The 18,805-nt window shown below is 60.7% G+C and carries 15 protein-coding genes; 10 read left to right on the top strand and 5 right to left on the bottom strand.

The window, feature by feature from the left end:
• The first annotated feature begins 358 nt into the window (after positions 1 to 358).
• Positions 359 to 1,282 (top strand): hypothetical protein, encoded by a 924-nt coding sequence (locus tag ACI48D_RS20075; protein ID WP_435573016.1) that lies wholly within the window; start codon positions 359 to 361, stop codon positions 1,280 to 1,282.
• A gap of 31 nt (positions 1,283 to 1,313) precedes the next feature.
• Here ACI48D_RS20075 and ACI48D_RS20070 read toward each other — a convergent pair whose 3' ends face one another.
• The 4 genes from ACI48D_RS20070 to ACI48D_RS20055 all read right to left on the bottom strand — a co-directional run bounded on the left by ACI48D_RS20070 (position 1,314) and on the right by ACI48D_RS20055 (position 5,065).
• Positions 1,314 to 2,687, bottom strand: a complete 1,374-nt coding sequence (locus tag ACI48D_RS20070; protein WP_435573015.1) for a caspase family protein — start codon at positions 2,685 to 2,687, stop codon at positions 1,314 to 1,316.
• A complete protein-coding gene (locus tag ACI48D_RS20065) occupies positions 2,684 to 3,802 on the bottom strand; it encodes a hypothetical protein (RefSeq protein ID WP_435573014.1) in 1,119 nt (372 codons plus the stop codon). The genes ACI48D_RS20070 and ACI48D_RS20065 overlap by 4 nt, the downstream gene beginning before the upstream one ends.
• A complete protein-coding gene (locus ACI48D_RS20060; RefSeq protein ID WP_435573013.1) occupies positions 3,799 to 4,542 on the bottom strand; it encodes a hypothetical protein in 744 nt (247 codons plus the stop codon). Before ACI48D_RS20060 ends, ACI48D_RS20065 begins: the two co-directional genes overlap by 4 nt.
• A gap of 79 nt (positions 4,543 to 4,621) precedes the next feature.
• On the bottom strand, positions 4,622 to 5,065 hold the full coding sequence (locus ACI48D_RS20055; protein WP_435573012.1) for a hypothetical protein: 444 nt from the start codon (positions 5,063 to 5,065) through the stop codon (positions 4,622 to 4,624).
• Between the two features lie 236 nt (positions 5,066 to 5,301).
• Between ACI48D_RS20055 and ACI48D_RS20050 the strand changes: the two genes are divergently transcribed.
• Positions 5,302 to 6,612, top strand: a complete 1,311-nt coding sequence (locus ACI48D_RS20050) for an AAA family ATPase (protein WP_435573011.1) — start codon at positions 5,302 to 5,304, stop codon at positions 6,610 to 6,612.
• A 55-nt stretch (positions 6,613 to 6,667) separates the two neighbouring features.
• On the opposite strand, the gene ACI48D_RS20045 is transcribed toward ACI48D_RS20050, so the two are convergent.
• Positions 6,668 to 6,958 carry a hypothetical protein gene (locus ACI48D_RS20045; protein WP_435573010.1) on the bottom strand — a complete coding sequence of 97 codons (291 nt, stop codon included), beginning with the start codon at positions 6,956 to 6,958 and terminating at the stop codon, positions 6,668 to 6,670.
• Between the two features lie 338 nt (positions 6,959 to 7,296).
• Here ACI48D_RS20045 and ACI48D_RS20040 point away from each other — a divergent pair, with 338 nt between their 5' ends.
• The 8 genes from ACI48D_RS20040 (at position 7,297) to ACI48D_RS20005 (ending at position 18,308) form a co-directional block, all read left to right on the top strand.
• Positions 7,297 to 8,211, top strand: coding sequence for a hypothetical protein (locus ACI48D_RS20040; RefSeq protein WP_435573009.1), 915 nt, complete (start codon positions 7,297 to 7,299; stop codon positions 8,209 to 8,211).
• A 46-nt stretch (positions 8,212 to 8,257) separates the two neighbouring features.
• Positions 8,258 to 11,890, top strand: a complete 3,633-nt coding sequence (locus ACI48D_RS20035; RefSeq protein ID WP_435573008.1) for a tetratricopeptide repeat protein — start codon at positions 8,258 to 8,260, stop codon at positions 11,888 to 11,890.
• Between the two features lie 32 nt (positions 11,891 to 11,922).
• Complete coding sequence (locus tag ACI48D_RS20030) at positions 11,923 to 13,800, top strand: hypothetical protein (RefSeq protein ID WP_435573007.1); 1,878 nt, start codon at positions 11,923 to 11,925, stop codon at positions 13,798 to 13,800.
• Entirely contained in the window at positions 13,797 to 14,243 is a 447-nt protein-coding gene (locus tag ACI48D_RS20025; RefSeq protein WP_435573006.1) for a PGDYG domain-containing protein, read from the top strand. The genes ACI48D_RS20030 and ACI48D_RS20025 overlap by 4 nt, the downstream gene beginning before the upstream one ends.
• A 79-nt stretch (positions 14,244 to 14,322) precedes the next feature.
• A complete protein-coding gene (locus ACI48D_RS20020) occupies positions 14,323 to 14,559 on the top strand; it encodes a hypothetical protein (protein ID WP_435573005.1) in 237 nt (78 codons plus the stop codon).
• A gap of 754 nt (positions 14,560 to 15,313) precedes the next feature.
• Positions 15,314 to 17,200, top strand: coding sequence for a TraM recognition domain-containing protein (locus tag ACI48D_RS20015; protein WP_435573004.1), 1,887 nt, complete (start codon positions 15,314 to 15,316; stop codon positions 17,198 to 17,200).
• A 12-nt stretch (positions 17,201 to 17,212) separates the two neighbouring features.
• A complete protein-coding gene (locus tag ACI48D_RS20010) occupies positions 17,213 to 18,010 on the top strand; it encodes an ATP-dependent Clp protease proteolytic subunit (RefSeq protein ID WP_435573003.1) in 798 nt (265 codons plus the stop codon).
• Entirely contained in the window at positions 17,928 to 18,308 is a 381-nt protein-coding gene (locus ACI48D_RS20005; RefSeq protein ID WP_435573099.1) for an HAD domain-containing protein, read from the top strand. Before ACI48D_RS20010 ends, ACI48D_RS20005 begins: the two co-directional genes overlap by 83 nt.
• Positions 18,309 to 18,805: the final 497 nt, after the last annotated feature.

Raw genomic sequence — 18,805 nt, 5'->3', positions numbered from 1 at the left:
AGAACCGTTGTCATTCTGCTTCAACGCCTGCACGATTGGTGTGAAGCCAGAGTCAATTGGCATGCAGTCGACTAGGGGATTTGTGGCACCGTGATGGCGCGCGTCCTTATTTATTCGATCCATGTTGGCGTAGCAGATTATTGGCATCTACCTGAGCTTCATCTTTATAGTGACGCCACCGCTATCGATCGCCCTCGGAGAAGCCACATGCAACCACTGTGGCGAACAGGCCTTTATCCAATCCCTCGCTGCCTGCTGCCGCCAACATGAAGACATGTTGATTTCCTGCGTACCTCCTGAACTGCTATAGTTATTCGATTCAAATGGCCAAATACAAGCCCAAGTGTGGACGAAATTCATGGCACAGCAAACAAGCAAAGCACTTAATCACCTGGTTTTCTTTCGATACTGCTTTCGCCTGTACATGGCCGTGATGGGAAATGCACGCGTGATGTCGATCGCTCCTCGCGACCACGGTTGGCTAGACGCGAACCCGAGTGTGACCAGCGAGGGCGATGTCCTCGCCGTGGCAGACGCCAGGGCGACCAGTCTTGGGGAAATCTATCGGGGTGCCGGAGTCTTTGTCGGCTTTTTGGGTGTCACGGCACTGGTACTCATGATCGCACCCAGTGCACTGAGGATGAATCCTGGCCTGACGATGGTGTGCGGCGTCGCTCGTGTATTGGTCATTGCATGTGCACCGGCGATCGCATTTTTCATCATATCGCGCGAGTGGAAGGAAAACTGGGTTGCGGCTCGAGTGCACGCTGAACGCTTGCGCTATCAGCCCTTGCAACAGGCAACCGAAGAACTCAAAACGGCCCCTACCATGCATTCCCAGGCTCTTATCAACGACATCCTTGGGCTACTGAGCGGCCCACATGGACAGGTGGCCTATAACCGGCGAAAACACCAGGAATATACGGTGATCCTGCAACGCACGAAGACCGCCACCGTCATCGCCTTTGCTACATCCTTGCTGGGCGCCGCAGCGCAGTTGGTCTGGAATGAACCTGCGTTACTCGTCTTGACTGCGCTGATCCCGGCGTTTGTCGGTGGTTTGCATGGGGTCAACGGCTTTCTAAATATTAGCCGACATGCCGAAGACAACCGGCGCCTGGCAGGAGAACTCGACACGATCCGCGAACAAGTGCTGCGCATGCAGGTGAAGTGCGAGTACGAGGGCCTGGCAAGCGCAGCACAACAAGCCTATCAACTGCTAACGGTGGGGAACTCTGCCTGGATGGAAACCGCGAATAAGCAGGTTGTCGCGGTGTTTTAATGCGCGAAAGCTTGGCATCGCAGAAACACGATTACTCCTGACGTCCCGGTGACTTCGTTCGGCTCGGCGCCGTCCGCACGCTCTCGAACAGGGATTGCAGCGCCGCGCCACCATCGGCTCCAGCTGCATCGCGCTCGACGTCGACCTGCAGCAAGTCCAAGCGCGCGCGCGGGTAGTGTGCCGCCGCCGCTTGTTGCAGCCAATAGCGGCTTGCCTTCAGGTCGCGCTCGGTGCCATGTGCTGCGTAATACATCTCACCAATTTCCGCCTGTGCCACTGGAAAGCCGGCCGCCGCTGCTTTTTTCAGCCAGCGCCACGCCGTGGTGTTGTTGGCCTTGAAGCGCAGAATGCTGCCGCCGCGTTGGTCGCCAGCCCGGTCAATGCCTTCGCGGTACACTAAACCAAGGGTCGTCTGGGCGACGACACTTCCGGCATGTGCCTTGCGCTCGAGCTTGGGGATCTCGTCCGGGGTGAGACGCCGCATGCGCTGCTGGATTTCCCAGTCGACCTGGCTCCAATCGGCGGGGCCCATGTCGCGATACCAGGGCGCATGCTGGCCGCGCATGCCCTCGTTGCCTGCAAGACGCTGGACAGAGCGCTGGGCCAGCGGTGCGGACGGTGTGGCACCGTCGATCGGCCGAAAAAAGAAACTGCCGCCCAGCGACGATTCATACCAGGGCATCTGGTCATCCATGGTCTGACGCCGCACCTCGTTGCCCACAGTTTGGAAGATCTCCGCGAGTTCACGGCCAGGTTCGGCCAAGACTTTCGACAATGTTGCTGTGTACAGGCTATTGGAGCCCTTGCCATCCGGCGCCAATTCGCCTGGCGCGGTCGAATAAGCGATCAATGTGCCGCGCGGCGCCACCACCTTCGACAGGCCGAGCGCCCCACCTCCCCGGTAGCGCACGCCGCTCGCTGGCTGAAAGGGATTGTTACGGCAGGCATCCAAGACCACGACGTTGAGGGCCGCGCGCGAGCGCTTCAGCCGCTCGAGCAAGGTCGCCAATGGGTAGGCGCGCTGTGCGCTCGCGCGCTCACTGGTGAGCACCATATCGGTCGGATTCAGAAAATTGTTTCCTTCGATCTGCATGCCATGCCCGGCGTAATAGACAAACACGGTCGCATCCGCCGGCACGTGGTCGGCGAATTCTGCCACTGTCGCGACCAAGGCGGAACGGTCGAGGTCATGGCGTTCGGTGACCACGAAGCCCAGGGCGCCGAGAGTACGCGCCATCAACCGTGCGTCGTTGCCAGCGTTCGACAAGCCTTGGGCCGCCATATACCGTTCATTGCCGATCACCAGCGCCACCCTGCCCGGAGCCGCCCAGGTAGGCGTGAGGACGAGCGCGCAACCGGACACCAACAGCGAAAGCAGAGCGCGTACAAGGGTGCGCCGTCTCATTCGGCACACCGGTGCCGATCCGGCTCGATCACGTCGGACTGCTCGACCACAAACTGTTGACGCAGCATGGCAGCCAGTTCGTGCGGGTCGCGGCCGCGCGGTGGCAACACCCATAGTTCGCCATTGCTCGACGGGCCGCTGACCAGAGTCGCGTCGGCGGCGCGCAAGGTATCGACCAAGTCAGCATACGAAGCGTCCGGCCGGAACACAATGCGAATCAGCACCGCACAAGGCTCGGCATGTCCCACCTGGCTGCTACCCCGGTAGACAGTGTCCCGTGCGGCGGAGCGCTGCTGCAGCATCCAGATCCCCTGCCCGGCGATGATGGCAAGCGCGGCGCATGCCACCGCCGACCGTACGAAACTGCCACGCAGCCATTCGCTCAGGCGTCGGCGCCGCGTGCTGGCAGACATGGCAACCCGGGTTGTGGCCGCGATGCGCAGTTCGTTCGCCAGTTGGTGGTACAACTGCCGGTATTCGTGGCGCGGATCGTCATCGGCACCCAACGGGGTGCCAGAGACGATCGTGGTATGCGGAGCGATGTCCCAGGCGCCAATGTGGCCGGGCCGTGGCGCTACGAACTCGTCGCCGGGCGTGTCGGTGTCGGCGAGCAGCAGCACCGCGCCAAGGCCGGCCGCGCCGAGTTGACCAAGAATCGGCTCATTGCCCTGCAGCGCGACCTCGACCGGGTTCCACGCCTGTACCATGCCGGCCTCGGGTGCGAACAGGCCATCACTGTCCTGCAGCACCAGGTCGCGCTCACTGGCATAGTCGACTTCTTGCGCCACCATCCAGCCCGACCAGCGCTTGCCGCCGAGGCTGGCGCCAAGCAGCACCGCGCAGGAGCGGCCCAGAGCCCGCCCGTCGGCGCCGGGGATCCGGTCCAGCCGGCGCACTTGCCCCACCGCCAGTGGTGCTGGCGGATGGGCTGTCTGGACGGCGTTGCGCAAGCGTATCAATTCGAGCAGATAGGGCGGCATCACCGGCGCAGGCGTCTCCGCATCCTCCTCGGCGACCGGGTCCTGATAGGTTTCCAGGTCCGGCGGCAGCGGCGCCTCTTTGCCAAACAGGTCACTGCGCAACAGCTTCAACGGCGGGTAGAGCAAGGGCATCATGGTGCTTTCTCCTGAAATACCCGGACCCGCTCGCAGAGGACGATCAGCAGCGCCGCAAGTTCTTCGCGCCAATCCGGCTGCAGACAGGCGCCAAGCCCGCACAACCAGCGTCCGATCTTGGTCTTTTCATAACCGGCATAGGTGGCGCCCTTGGTGCGCGTGATGCCGAGTTCCTTGATTTTGCGGTGATAGTCCGGCCCCATGTTCAAGCGTTCGGCAATGCGCGAAATCGGCTCGGCCCGCGACGGATCGGCGCAGGAATTGTCGCGCAGGCAGCCCCGTTCGCCGCTCGCCAGGGTGCCGAGGAACTGGTCAGCACTATGCATCGCGGCGCCGATGTCGATGCCCGCTTCGCGCAGTAGGCGCGCATGCCCGACTTCTGTAGGTGCCTGGGCCTGCGCCGTTGCTTCTTCGTCATTCTCGGAATCGGCTTGCCCTTCTGCCTCCAACACGTCGAGCGCAAAGCGCTTCAGGTAGAGATGCACTGCGTGCACTTTCTGCAAGGGCCCGGCTTTCGACGTTCCCGCGTTCAAGTACACCTTGTCGTAGAAAAACGTCTGCACCAGATCTTTGCGTTTGGCTACCGCGTTGAACTCGGGCGGCAGGCGAGTGCGCATCAATACTGGAAAGAGCAAGCGATAAAAATCCAGCCATTCCTCATTGCTGAGTCCCGGCCCGCGCCGATTCCAGTAATCGACGATCTTGACGTTGTCGTTGAACGCTTCCTTGTTGTTGTGCATGATCGGTATCGGCAAAACTGGAATGGTCAAAAGAACATCTTTCTTTTTGGTAATTTTAAACCATAGTCGGTCTGTTAACTCAGGTATCTTGCAACTGGGGTTCGGCGTGATGCGCGTAGAACTTGGCAGCGTTGACGGCCATGGCCAGGTAACGCAGCAGCGTAGCGCGATCGCCGCCCTCACCGGGATCGAGAAACTCCACGGCGGCGACGGTATTGTCGCGGGCCGCGTTCAGGTAGACCTTGGCACACTTGCACTTTTTGTTCGCAAGATCGATGGCCAGCATGGCATCGTCCAGGCGACTGGGCTCGACCTTGTAAAAGTTTGGCAGCAAGATACGGACGAAGTGCGCGTCGTCTAGGTCGAGAACGATCAGCAGGCTTGCGCCTTCAAACTTCACGTACACGTCCCAGGTGCTGCTCTCGGCGTCCCATTCCGGATCCCGCGCCCGGTATCCTTCTTCTTGCAGGATGTGCTGGTACGACCGTGCGCGTGCTTCGAGGGCGGATTTCAGTTCTTGCATGCGGTTCTCCTGATCGGTTGTCAGATGTCGATCCCGCTCAGCGGGCTTGCGTGCATAGAACGCAGCTATCGGTGCTTTTTTGCACCACATCGCAAATTTTTTCGAAATTTTTTGAACGAGGTGAAATCGCTATAAAAAAACCGGAAGCGCGGCGTTATAGAGGCAGCCAAGCGAAAAGGAGAGTCGATATGTCTTGTAAAGCGCAAGCCACCTCTAAGAAGGACGAGAAGCCGTCCATGCGCAGCGCCCTTGCCCGCCTCTGCCTGCCGGCAGGCGGCGCATTTGCGTCCGACGAGGGTACACAGCAGGAGTGTTTTACGCGGACGCAGGCTCACAGTTTGACGGACGACCTGTGCGCCAAAGCGCAACTGGCAGTGGGACCAGAAGTCGAGCGCTACCTGATCCAATTGTTCAGCCAACTACCTTACCTGGACGGAGACTCGCTGGACGTATTGGACGCCTGTCAGGAAGAGTTCCTGGTTACACTCGAGAAAGACGCGCAGGATCCGGCTATCCGCAATTGTTCTGACCAGATTGGCTTGTTGCTCACGCTCGCATTGGCGCGCAGGGCCGAGCCCGCGGCCCAGGCTTGGGTCGATGTCCAGGCGTTTGCCAATGAACGCAAGCGTATCAACTGGGGGGCGAGCGACAAGACCGATGCCGAGAAAGACTATGGGCGCTTCCTGGACAAGGTCATGAACGCCGGCCTGTTGCGTGAGCGGCCGGCGCGCATCGAACCGGCGCGTCTGCTGGACTTGCAAGAACAATTTCCCAACTTCGCCGCGCCTATTCGTTTCCTGGCCGAGCAGGCTGCCTATGCGCGCTTATGCGGCCTGCCCTTTCAGCCTGCGCCTATGCTATTCACCGGGCCTGCCGGCGTCGGCAAAACAAGTTTCTCGGCAGCGCTGGCCAAGGTACTGGGTACCCACAACGAAGTGGTGAACATGGCCTCACAAAGCTGCGGCTTTACGCTGGCCGGGATGGACCGCGGTTGGTCATCGGCGCGCCCCGGCATGGTGTTCACAGCGCTCTTGCACGGTACGACCTTGGCCCCTGTGATTCTGCTCGATGAGATCGACAAGACCAACGAGGACGCGCGGTCTAGCCCGATGGGGCCGCTGTACGCCTTGCTCGAGCCCCGCACGGCTGGCCATTTTCGCGACGAATATGCCGGCTTTCCAATGGATGCCAGCCATGTTATCTGGTTGGCCACCGCCAACGAGACAGAGACCTTGCCGGCACCTATGCTCAGCCGCTTCAAAGTCTTCGACATTCCGATGCCATCACATACCCAACTGATCGCGATCGCCCGTTCGATGTTGCGTGACATGACAAAAGCCCTGCCTCAGGGACCGTGCGACCTGCCATCCGATTGGGAACCTCGCCTGGCCGGGTGCTCGGTGCGCGACCTGCGCCTGCGCTTGCAAGAAGCGCTTGGGCATGCCGCCTTGCGCGCCATGGCAGCCGGCGCGAAGGGCCTGACACTCGATGAGCGGGACTGGACAGGTGCACCCGCCGGGCGCCGCCAGGCCATCGGGTTTTGTTAGACGTGTGCATCGCGTAGCGGCCAAGTATCTCGCGGTGCCGGTCCGGTCCATGACATCAAGTGCGAGCGCGTCCGATGCTGCCCATCAGTCGCAATGCGAGGGCAAACAGCGTGGCGTAGGCGACCGCCCCAATCAGGTAAACCTCGGCAGCAGTCCAGAAATCGGACCATATCCAAGTCACGATCAATAAAATCGGACTGGAAAGGACTGTCAGGTAAGCGCTGGCGAATAAAAAAATACCATTCGCCCCTTCAAAACCCTTACGGCCGCCATTGAACTCGATTACGGTCGCAAGCACGAGAATCGTCAGAACGGCTGCCGCCCACACTGTCCAGAAGAAAACCATGCTTATCCTTCGCAAATATTAATTTTAGCGCGAGAAACGAAATTGACGACCAATACGCTCGGCGGCATCGCTTGCAAACCGAAGTACCAAAGATATTCGCAGATGCTTGGGTCGGCATGGCGGCTCCGTCAAAACACGAGCTTCGAAAAACATTACTTGCCATTGAGGCAACTCAGGCCGTACACTGCGCCATAGCGTAGCACTGCGTGCGGCGTTTGTTAAGAACAGGGACCCGGACAGTAACAATTATCCTCAACGATACGTCAATCAGTCTGCTTTATTCATCGAATAATATCGACATTAATCGGGCACCGTCTTTTTATTTTCTGTGAGTTTATATGTCCAATTTTTCTGACACGTCTTCTAACTTCGTCGCCCAGGTGATCAAGCAAGGGATTATCGCTATTGGCGCGAGTTGGGCGTTCACCCTCGTGTGTTTCTGGATCGGCATGCCTGGCCTCGCAGCCCTCAATCCGTTCCTGGTCGTGGTTGGCCTGGTCGTTTACAACATTCGGCGTAAAGTCGCAAAAAAGCAAGCGATCAAAGTGCATCAATCGCAGCGTGCCGCGGACGAGCAGAATCGTGAGGCCGCAAGGCAACGAATTCTGGAGAAGCAGCGCCAACTCGAAGAGGCCGAGAAAAGAACCAAAGCGGCGAACCCTTGCCTTAACGTCGCTGAAGTTTTTCTGCACCCGAATAAGTTCACACCGTACAGGAAATTCTCGGTCGGCACGGAAGCTGACAATATGAAGGGTGAGATGGAGGGTCTGTGGAGCATCGAGGAAAAAATGGCCGGCATGAAGAAGCCAGCCGAGGTCAAGCTCAACGATCTGGTCTTTTTCACGGAAAACATGTTCGAGGTGGTCGGTGTCCTCGAAGAGGGCAACTATCGGATCGCCGTGCGTTTCTTTGGACTGGTGTCTAACAACGAGGACAAGGGATACGGCGAAACCTCACGGCAAGGCTTCCTTTTAAAATTGTCGGTCACTGTGGGCAACGAACGCCGCCCTGTGTATTTGGTCGTGCCCCACGTGTACGAAAAAAGGATGCCACAGCAAACCGGTGGATACGAAGCGGTCGACAACGGTTCGCCGTTCGACGACTTCGGTTTCAGCATTGCGCAAGGAACTCGACTGCGCGCGGTCGGGCATTTGTACCGGCGCGAAGCGACGCAACATGACTTTTTCCCGCTCGGATACTACTTGGTAGCGGAGATGAAAGATGTGCAGCCCGCTGAATCCGTGAAGGCCTGAGCCTGGCATTAGAACGACGGAAATCATTAATAGAAAACATATATCGATGCCGGCCGAGACTGCCAGGGAAATCCGTGTTTTTCTTTCTTCAACGTTTCGCGACATGGACGCGGAACGCGATTATCTACTGAAGCACGTGTTCCCCGAATTACGCCGCGAATGCGCGCAGCGCAACGTCGGGTTTGTCGAGATCGATTTGCGCTGGGGTGTGACGGAAGAGGCAAGCAAAAACGGCAAGACGGTCGAGATCTGTTTGACCGAGATCGACCGCTGCCGCGATTACCCGCCCTTCTTCATTGGTTTTCTCGGTGAACGCTATGGCTGGATCCCTGAAGAACGCGATCTGACGGCATATTGGAACTCCCACGCCGGATCGTCGTACGCCGTCCCGATCCGACGCGCGCTCGAACAACGCATCAGCGTGACCGAACTGGAGATGCAGTTCGCTGTGTTCGACCACCTCGCCGGACCGCGTGCAGCCGATGCCCGTTTCTACCTGCGCGATCGCGCATTGACGGAGCAGTTGGCGCGCGCATCCGACGCCCCTTCCGCGAACTTTTACGACGAAAGCCATGGCAAGTTGCAGCTGTTGCGTGAGCGGATCCGAGCGACCGGCCTGGTCGATATGGATGGCTACCGGACGCTCGAAGAATTCGGCGAACGCGTGCGAGCGCTGCTGCTGGCCGGACTGGACCAGCGCTATCCGGCCGCCTCAACGCCCAGTCCAGTGCAGCGCCGTGCCCACGCTCATGCGCACTTTGCCGCCTCACGACGGCTTGGTTATGTACCGCTGCCAAGTTTGCAGGATGCGGTGGCGAACGCGTTGCAAGCTCAGCTTGCCGCCGCGCCAGCGCAACGACAGCATGTGTATCTGGCTGGCCCATCCGGGGCAGGCAAGAGCGCCTTCATGGCGGCGCTCGAGGTATGGCTGCCGAGCCGCGTTCCAGGATCTCGCATCTTCGCGTCCTACAGCGGCGCCGATGGCGGTGTCGACATTGGTCTCTGGCGCGACGATCTCACCGAACACCTTGGCGGCCAAGTGGAGCCGGCCAGTGCCGCCGATAACAAGTCGCGTTGGGACCGCCTCGCCGACCAGTTGCGGCGCGCAGGCGCTGGCCCTGCCAGCCCTGTATTCCTGCTTGTCGACGCCATCGACCTGCTCGATGCACCCGACCAGGCCTTGCGCATGCTGGCCACACAGCCATGGCCCATAGGCGTTGTCGCCATTGTCAGCGGCTTGCCGGAATGGACGCCAGAGAGCGGATACGTCACCCTCGGGCTAGCACCGGCGAGCCCGGCGCACCGTCAAGCCATGATCGAGGCCTTTAATGCGCGCTACCGTAAAGGGTTGGCCCCGGCCCTGACTGAACTGCTGGCGAACGACGACCGCGCCGGATCCCCCCTGTTTCTGTACATGGTGCTGGAAGAACTGCGGGTGCAGGCGCGTCATGAAACGCTGGAGCGCGACGTCCGCACAATGTTAGCATTGCCGGATGCCGACGCTTTATTCCGCCACCTTCTGGAGCGCTGGGACCGCGACTTCGACGACATCAACCACCCCGCCCTGGTATCACGGCTTGCCGGTTTCCTGGCACTATCACGCAATGGCCTGGATGAAAACGAACTGGCCGACTTGCTAGCCGCGCCGAACGACCCGATCTCGCCCCGGACAGGCAAGCCGCGCTTGCCGGCCGCGCGGCTTAGTCCCTTGTTAGCGATCCTGCGGCCTTACTTGCTGCGCCACGAAGGACGTGAACGTCTGATGCATGCGGCGCTCCAACGCGGCGCCACGCCGGCGGCAGTAGTGGCGGTACGCATTTTGCTGATCCGCTATTTCGTTGAGGGCGAAGGGCAGCGCATGATCAGCGAGCGCCTGTATCAGGCGCTGCGTCTGGTGCAACACGCGCCGCAGGACCACGAACGCCTCGATCTGCTGATGGGCACATTGCTTTGGATTGGCAATGTGTACCGCCTGGTCGACGTCGACCTGCCACTGGCGCGTGACGCCCTGACCGCGCTAGGTGCAGGCTCGCCGTCGACAAACACGCGCGCGGCCCGCCTCGGCATTTCTTGGGCTGAACAGTTACACGAATATCAGTCGGCCAGCCAGGCCGGTCGCGTCTCGCGCTGGTTTGCCTGGCTCGGCAAGTTCGGCGGGCGTAAGCGTTCGCAGCATGCCGAGCCCAGGGGCCTGTACCCGACCTGCCGGTGGGTCGAACATTTGGCTGAATGGGCGTTCGTAGTGCCCGCGCTCCCGCTGGCCGAGGCGGCCGTACAGATCGCTGCTGCCGCTGATCCCGGCAAGACGCCAGTCCTGGCGCGTTGTTGGTATGCGCTGTCCAGCCTCCACCTCCGCAGCGGTCGACTGGATGCCGCCCAGGACTGTGCCGCCAAGGCGCTTGCCGCAAGCAAGGCGAACGCTGTCGCGGATGCGCGCGGCCCGGCACTCTACGGTGTCGCATTGAGCTTGCAAGCGCAGGGGCGTTCCGAGGAAGCGCTGAACTACATCGGCGAAGCCTTGGTGCAGCTTCGGGCCCATGCATCGGAAAACCAGGATATCGCCAACGCCCTTGGGCTGTTGGGCGTGATCCAGACGCGTCTTGGACGCTTTGCCGACGCCGAAGTATCGCTCCTCGAAGCGCAGTCGATGCGAACCGGGCTGCTGCCCCCGGGTGACCCGGAACTCGCAATTGCGCAGATCGAACTGGCTGATTTTTACAAGGTCAGCGGGCAGTACGAGCGCGCCGCGGCCTGCTACGAACAGTGTTTGGCCAGCCAGCGCCGGACGCTGTCGCCGTCGCACCCACTGCTTGCCACGACCCAGGCAAGCCTGGGCAACCTGTACCGATCGCTCAGTCGCTTTGCCGAGGCGCGGCCCTTGCTCGAAGCTGCGCTGACGCTGCATCGGGCCACGCTGGCGCCCAACCATTTGGACTTGGGTGCGGACCTGATCAATCTCGGCCTGCTGTACCAAGAGCTGGGGGAGTTGGACAAGGCCAAGGCTGCGTTCGATGAAGGCCTGGCGATCGCGCGCCGCGCAGTACCGCCGGGCCACGACGCGCGCCTGCGTGCGCTGATCAATACCGGTTTGTGCTACGAGGCGCTAGACCAGCGTGATCACGCCGCGACCTTGATCATGGAAGCGGTGGCCGAGGCACAGGCCACATTGGCACCCGGCCACCCCGATATCGCCTGGGCGTTAGGCCAACTGGGCTTTATCCGCGAAAAACAAGGGCAATGGGATGAGGCGGCGCGCCTGCAAGCCGACGTGCTGGCGCGTCGGCGCGCGACGCTACCTGCCGGACATCCAGACATTGCCGATACCTTGGTGCGCTGCGCTGCATTGCATGCGAAAAGCCATCGCTTTTCACAGGCCGAGGCCGCTTATACCGATGCCCTGGATATCTTGCGGGCCAGCTATCCGCAAGGCCATTTGGACTCACTGTATGCACTGAACAATTTCGGCGCCATTTACCTGGCTCAAGGCAACGCTGCAAAAGCCGTGCCGCTGTTCGACGAGGCGCTGGCGCTGGCGCGGCACCTGCTGCCGCCTCGGCACTGGCTGCTGCTGGAATCCCTCCGAGTGCTGGGGGTGGCCTGCCAGAGCGCTGGCCTGGCCTACCGCGCGCAAGCCTGCCTCAGCGAACTGGAACGCCTGCAGGACAGCCAGGCTGCTTGACGTTAACGACATCACCATCGAATGATATGAACATGACTCCTGAAGAATTCCCGAAATTGGCACGCATTGTCAGCGTGTTGGTCGCCGGCCACCGTGAAGCGCGCCTGGCCGGCGCCGGTGGCCAGGCACTGGCTTGCCTGGATCAAGTGCTAGCGCGCTTCGCCGCGGCACGCGATGTCGCGCTCGCGGATCAACTGTTCGGCCCGGATCTTTACGATCGTGCGCCTGCCCAGGTGTGCGTGCTGACCGGAGATTGCGATGGCGTGGATGCGCATGCGCGACTCGCGGCACATCGACTAGGCCTTCCCATGCAAGTCGTCAGCGCAGCGCAACCGGCTGACATTGCGGCGCACGCCGCCGTATCCGTCCACTTTGGCTGTCCAGACGATATCCTGTCACAGGATGACTCAGCCCACGGCATGCGCGATGAGTTAGCGCTGCTCCATGCAGACGTGCTGGTGGCGGTATGGGACGGTGCTGCGCCAGTCGGCAACAACGGCGGCGTGGTGCGACTGATTCAGCGCGCCATCCAAGTGGGCACCCCGGTGCTGTGGATCGACTTGCAGGGCAGGCTGCGCGAACTCGACTACACCCGGGTCGATGGCCGCAGCCGCTTCCAACTCACCAATGCCGTGTTCGAGCACGCCTTGGCAAACGATGCAGGCATCTTCAGCGCACCGATCGGGGACCCGCTGACGCCGACGATCCGCCAGTGGCTGGATCCGCTCCAAGTGAGCCAGCGCAGCGGCGCGCCGGCCAGTCAGGCGACTGCCACCCTGGCGATGTATGCGAAGGACAAGGCGCGTCCCCGGTGGTGGGAAAGACGAGCCGGCTTGATCGACGGCGTTTGCTGTGCGCTGCTGCTGCGTGATGGACGCAGGCTGGCCAAAGCGTTCCAGGCCGACGCCACGGACCACTGGTCGAGCACCCCCGACAACATGGCGCTGCCGGAGCCCTTGCGTGCCCGGCTGGCATGGACAGACGTACGCGCCAACATCGCCGCGGGCCGCCACCGTAGCCGCATTTGGCTGCTCTACCTGCTGTCGGCATTTGCCGTCCTGGCTGCAGTGGCCGGCGCACTTCACCTGGGCGTCGCGCACCACGGTTGGCAAAGCTTCGTCTGGCCCGGCGCCGAAGCCGCAGTCTTGCTAGCGATTCTAGCGTTGGTACGCGGTGCGCAAACCAATCGCTGGCATGCTCGCTGGCTCGGCCAGCGCCTGATGGCCGAGCAGTTGCGTAACCTGGCGCTAACCCGGCCTTTCTTGGGACTGTCGCCCTTCTTTGCGATGGCGCCCTTCGTGCCCGACGCCAGATCAGGCGCGCTCATGCTGCAACATGTCGAAGCCTGGCTGCTACGACGCGCACTGATCGTCGCGGGATTACCAAACGAGGACAAGCACTATGACCTGCATCAGGTGGACCAAACGGCGCTGGCTGGGTCGCTCGCTGAACTCATCGGAGACGGCAAAGGCGGACAGATCGCGCACCACCGCGACAAAGTGCATCGGATGCACGCTTTGCATCACACCATGCACAACGCTGCACGTGTGCTGTTCGGCTTGTCGCTGCTTGCCGTCGTCTACCACTTGGTCGCCCCGTGGTTCCACGGGCCCGAGTATCCATCCCTGTTGTTTGCGACAGCGTTTTTCCCGGCGTTCGCGGCGGCCCTGCATGGCATCCAGACCAAACTCGAGATCGAACGTATCGGCTCGCTGTCGCACCGCGTCGAGTCTGAGCTGTCAACCATGCTGACGGTAATTAACGGCTTTGCCGCCGTGCCCCATACCACGCCATGGCAACGCACGATGTACCTGCGCGCGGCGGCCTTGCAGGCGGCGTACGTGATGTCGGACGAGGCGCAAGCCTGGCGTGAGTTGATCGCGGTACAGGACAGCGAGTTGCCGGCATGATCGTCGATTCCTCCACCGATCTGGCACACACGCCTGGCTGCGTGCGCGTCCGCAAGCTACCAATCTCGGTGCAAGTGCATTGGGCAGCGCAGCCCGGCGTGTGCCAGACCCGCGAGGGCGCTGTCGCCTTTGCTGAGGGGGATCCGGTACTGACGGGGATCGAAGGCGAACGCTGGACCATGCCGGCGCGGCGTTTCTTGGCCAGCTATGAACCCGTACCGCCGCTCGCGCCGGGCGCAGACGGCGCCTACCGCAAAAGGCCGGTCACCATATGGGCGCAGCGCCTGGCACAAGCGGCCGACGTGCGGGTCGGGTACCAGCACGATCTGTTGCATGGGGAACCGGGCGACTGGCTGGTACAGTACGGACCCGGCGACTTTGGTGTTGTCGCCAGGGCGATTTTCGACAAGACCTACGAGGTGCTCGGGGACGCCACCCATTAGACAGCGACACCGAAAAAGCCGCACACCTTGAACTCAAAACACGTGCGGCACGGCCGTTTTGCTAGCGTCAAGGATAAAAATGCAAATCGCCATCATCAACACCATTCTTTCGGCTGCCTACATCGCGTTGTCCTTTGGACTGATCCTGTTCATCGCATGGCCAATAACGCGGTTGGCATGCGCGTCGAGGCGCGTAGGGATGCGCACCTTTTTCTATGTGGTCGCCGGAAGCAGTCTTTGGTGGGGTCGTCCTGATGGCGGCGGCTGTCTGTGCTGGATCGGCATCGGTTGTCGCTCGCGTGCTTGGGTCATTTAAAACAAAATTATTTCGAGGACAAGCATTCGTTTGTATTTAGTCCGCCGTGGCGAGGGAATACCACGAGTCGGCGTGCAAGGTTACGGCGCAAACCACGCGTGCTCTCCGATCGGCACTAACGCGGGCGCCGTTATCGCGCGGCACCAAGCCCTATGACATGCTGCGAACAACAATCGACAACGGGCGTCAACGCCCGCAGATGATGTGCGATTCGGTTCATCGCACAAACTCAAAAATTCGCTAGGCAAGATCAAAGTTCTTCAATAACATTGAACTTAAATCCAACCAAGGCAAGCATCCATGACCAACCACAGCATGGCGAATCCGCAACGCGTCGATCCGCATCGCTGTCGCCATCAATCACTGCGCGGCGGGCCTCTCCGTATGCGCTTTAGCAGACGCCCCCGTCACCACTAAAACCGCCTCGCCACAGGCCGGTTCACAACTCCCATTCCGAACGAATGCGTCGCGTTGAAGCGATGCAGGGCAGCGCTTTGCCTGGATTTTGAGTCCTCTGCACGTTGATAGGAAACGGATGCGTACACAACGCCATCGAGCCCTGTTTTCACGCGGTTGCGAAAGCTTGTCGACTTTCTCGTCAAGGGCAGCCTCAATCGATCGCCGTCCCGGGCCAGTTGAAAGCCCAGGGTCCGGAGCGTTTGGACCGATGCACCTGACGAAACCCTTGGCGCTGCGCCGCTGCGGCCGAATGAAGACCTGCACTACCCAACAACCCAATTTTATGGAGCGTCAAATGACGAAGTTCGTTCACCATCACGGTATTCCAAGTGCACTTTGCGTCGGTCAGGAGAACACTCCCCTTGTGATCGGATCCCTCGCCTACCGCCGCGCGGCGCGCATTGCCATATCGAGTACACCAGCACCCCTCTCTCACCGTGCTGGCGCCTGCGCAGGCAATATCGATGACAGGCAACTGGTCACTCGGGTGCTGGTCCATGTGAGCAACGAGGCGCGATTGTACGGCGTTTCGCTTGCTGACTTCGCAGACCTGCTCGAGCAGTGGGCATATCGCCCGGCCCTCGGACTGCTAGAGTTCGAAAAGCTGGAGACGCACTTGCGCAAGCCCCGCGCCAGGCCTGCCGGCGGTCAGTGGCCAGAGGCACTCAGGCGAATGATCGAAGTCATCCCGTTCGACCGTCTGCTCTTGCTGCTGCGGCGCTTCGACGCGGCAGCGTCGGTCGAACTGCGGGCACACAGCGCCGTCATCACGCCCCCGGCTGTACAGGCGCAGGACGGTCCGACCGAAGGCGCGCCATGCCCATGGACGCCGACGGATCTTCCGCTGCAGCTCGGCCAGGATGGCTCTTTCTTTGGGCTGGATCGTGTGCATCCGGAAGACTTGCGCAACGTCCTAGTACTGGGAGAGACCGGCTCAGGTAAAACGGTCTCGGCGGTAATTCCTTTTCTGAATGCTGCGCTTACCTACAGGTTGGCGGATGGTCGCCACGCCAATGTGGTCGTCACCGACACAAAGCGGGAAATGCGCTCTCCCATCGAGGAAAACCTGCGACGGGCCGGCACCTTGCACCGCTTGCTGGTACTCGGTGAAAACACCTTACCGGTGCGCTTCTTTTCACTAGATTGCCAGCTCAGCATGGCTGATCGTCGGCAGAAGATCGAGGCCTTCCTGCCGTTCGAGGATCTCGCCAGTGGCAGTCACGCCTACTGGCATGAAAACTCGATGACCAAGATTTACGCTCTGCTTGGCCTGCAGGCCGAGGTGGCTGCGCGCGCACCGGGAGCACGGCTATTCAATGAATGGGCGCTGGCACTGGGCATGCCGTCCTGCCAGTCGCGCAATTCCTGGGTGGTACTCAAGTTGATCCTGCAGTGTCTGTGCGAGGGCGGCGCGAAGGGGCTGAAGGCGGGCAAGTGCGCCTTGCACGACACTTGCCATCTGTTCGGCATTACCGGACCCGAAAAGGCGGTACTGGACATGTATCTGGGCGGCGACGACTCGTTCATGCAGTTCATGTATGTCGTCACTTGCGCCACACCACTCTTGGGACTGCTGACCGATGCGTGCCTGCTGAAGTATGTCGAGCTCGACCCGGTGCCGGATCCCGACTGCGATGCGATCGACATTGCCGCGCTGATGGAGGAAGGCAAGGTCATTCTGATGCAGCCTGAAAACAAGGAGAGCGCACGTATCGCCGCAAAAGCCGTCAAGGGCAAAGTGCATGAGGCAGTCTTTGCGCGCAAAGACCGCGAGCGGCCGGTGTTTACCGTGATCGACGAGTTTCAGCGTTTCGTCACGAACGACCCGGAAACCGGCGAACAAGCTTACCTGGACCGCTGCCGGGGATACCGTGGGCTGGCCTTGTACGCCACGCAGACGCTGGCATCCCTCAAGCATGCGCTCGGTTCCGACAACGCGGCGCAGACCGCCGTCGACATCATGCTTGCCAACACGCCCACCAAGATCATCATGCGCACCACTGACGCGACCACGCTCGACTGGTTGCGCTCTGTCTTGCCAGAGCCGCCTGTGCCGGGACCGCATGTGGTCGATGTCCATCGCCCCATCGAATTTCGCTGTGGCCAAGGCTACCTGATTCAAGCGAACGGGACCTGGGCATTGCGTCGTGCAGCGCCTCCTACCCTTCAAGCATCTCACTGAAAGGATTACCCCATGCCCAACGCTGTCATCAGCATCAACGAGCGGGCTGGCCTGCTCAAACTGAACGGTACGATTTGCCAGGAGGCCGCGATGGATTTCCGCGAACGGCTCGATCTGCTGGTACGATATTACCAGCATCGTCATCTCACCCTCCACATCAATTCGAATGGCGGCGAAGTTGGCTCGCTCCGCTACATGCTGGACGGAATGCGCCTACACCGCCAGGACGGGATTACGTTTGCCACTGTGGCGTCGTTCAGCGCCTGCAGCGCCGCCGCGGTGCTGCTGGCCTCGGGCGAGCCGCGCCGACGGAGCGTGTCGCGTCAATCATCCTTGCTGTTTCACCACTCCCGGCAACGGATTGAGCCCGGCCAAATGATCACAGCAGACGGCGCACTGCGACTTGCCGGTATGCTGTCGCAGGTCGATGCCGCGTTCGAACAGGCGATTGTTGCCCATCTGACGGAGGGTTTCGGCGACATCGTTTCGCTGGCAGAAGAGGGGGAAGCACGTTGTCGCTTAGTGCAAGCACGGGCGGACGATCTGGTCCAGCAGCAAGTCGCCCTCGAAGCGGGACGTTTATTCACCGCCGCCGAGAACATGCAAACCATGTGGGCGTCTTGCCTCGATCGTCGCTCGGCCGAGCCCTATACAGCATTTCTGCGGAGCCGATTCGCCACGGATGACTGGATGGAACTGGTCGACGCTTACGCATTGGTGCTGATCGATACCGTGGATCAGGTACCGGCCTTGTTGCCGCAGGCCGCTCACCAGCCCCAATCGCCCCCACACCAGCGATTGGTCGCTTAAACATGCTGGGACGCCATGCTTCTGTTTTCTGGATCTTGATGGCGTACGTCATCCGACCGACACCGTCGACATGGCACGCCTGCTCTGTCGACGTCCCCTGCTTGAAGCACTGCTGCGCTGCGCCCCATGGGTGGATGTCGTCATTTCTACCAATTTGCGCGAGAACCGTACGCTGGGACAGCTACAAGCGATTTTCAGCGACGATATCACGCCGCGTATCGTCGGATGCACGCCAAAGTGGTATGACGTCGACGTCGCGCCATCGCTCGCAGCATATCCCCGTCAGGCCGAGATTTAGGGGTGGTTGAACGCCCACGACCGTGGACTAGAGACATGGGTGTCAGCCGACGATCAGCCGTGGCTATTCCGTCCGTTCCTGGCCAACCTGGTGCGCATCGATCCCGCTACTAGACTGACTGTGCCAGCCTGCGAGATCCTTTACCGCAAGCTGACGGCACAATGACAGCGTCGTCGCACAAGCGAAATTGATGAAGGTCTTCCAGCGACTCGGCTCTCTCCCGCGCGATAGAGTGTTATTCAATGATAAATCCATCCACAGATTTTGTTGATAAGCCTTTGGATAACGCTAGCTGCGTATATGCCCCAGACTTCCAACTAAACAGTGGCGGCATGGCGTCAAAGTGACATCGTGAAAGTCGCCCAGCAGGGCTAGCTACCGTCTAGACATCATGTATTGACCTGCCGAACCTCAAACAACGCGGATTAAGCTTGAGGTTCCGGAGAACCCCCAGGCTCAGAGCCGAAATTGAGGAGGCAGGTCATGAATCAGTTTAG

Origin of the sequence: Massilia sp. LXY-6 (genome assembly GCF_051233485.1) — a bacterium.
Classification (GTDB): Bacteria; Pseudomonadota; Gammaproteobacteria; order Burkholderiales; family Burkholderiaceae_D; genus Telluria.
This window is presented reverse-complemented; position numbering and strand designations above follow the sequence as displayed.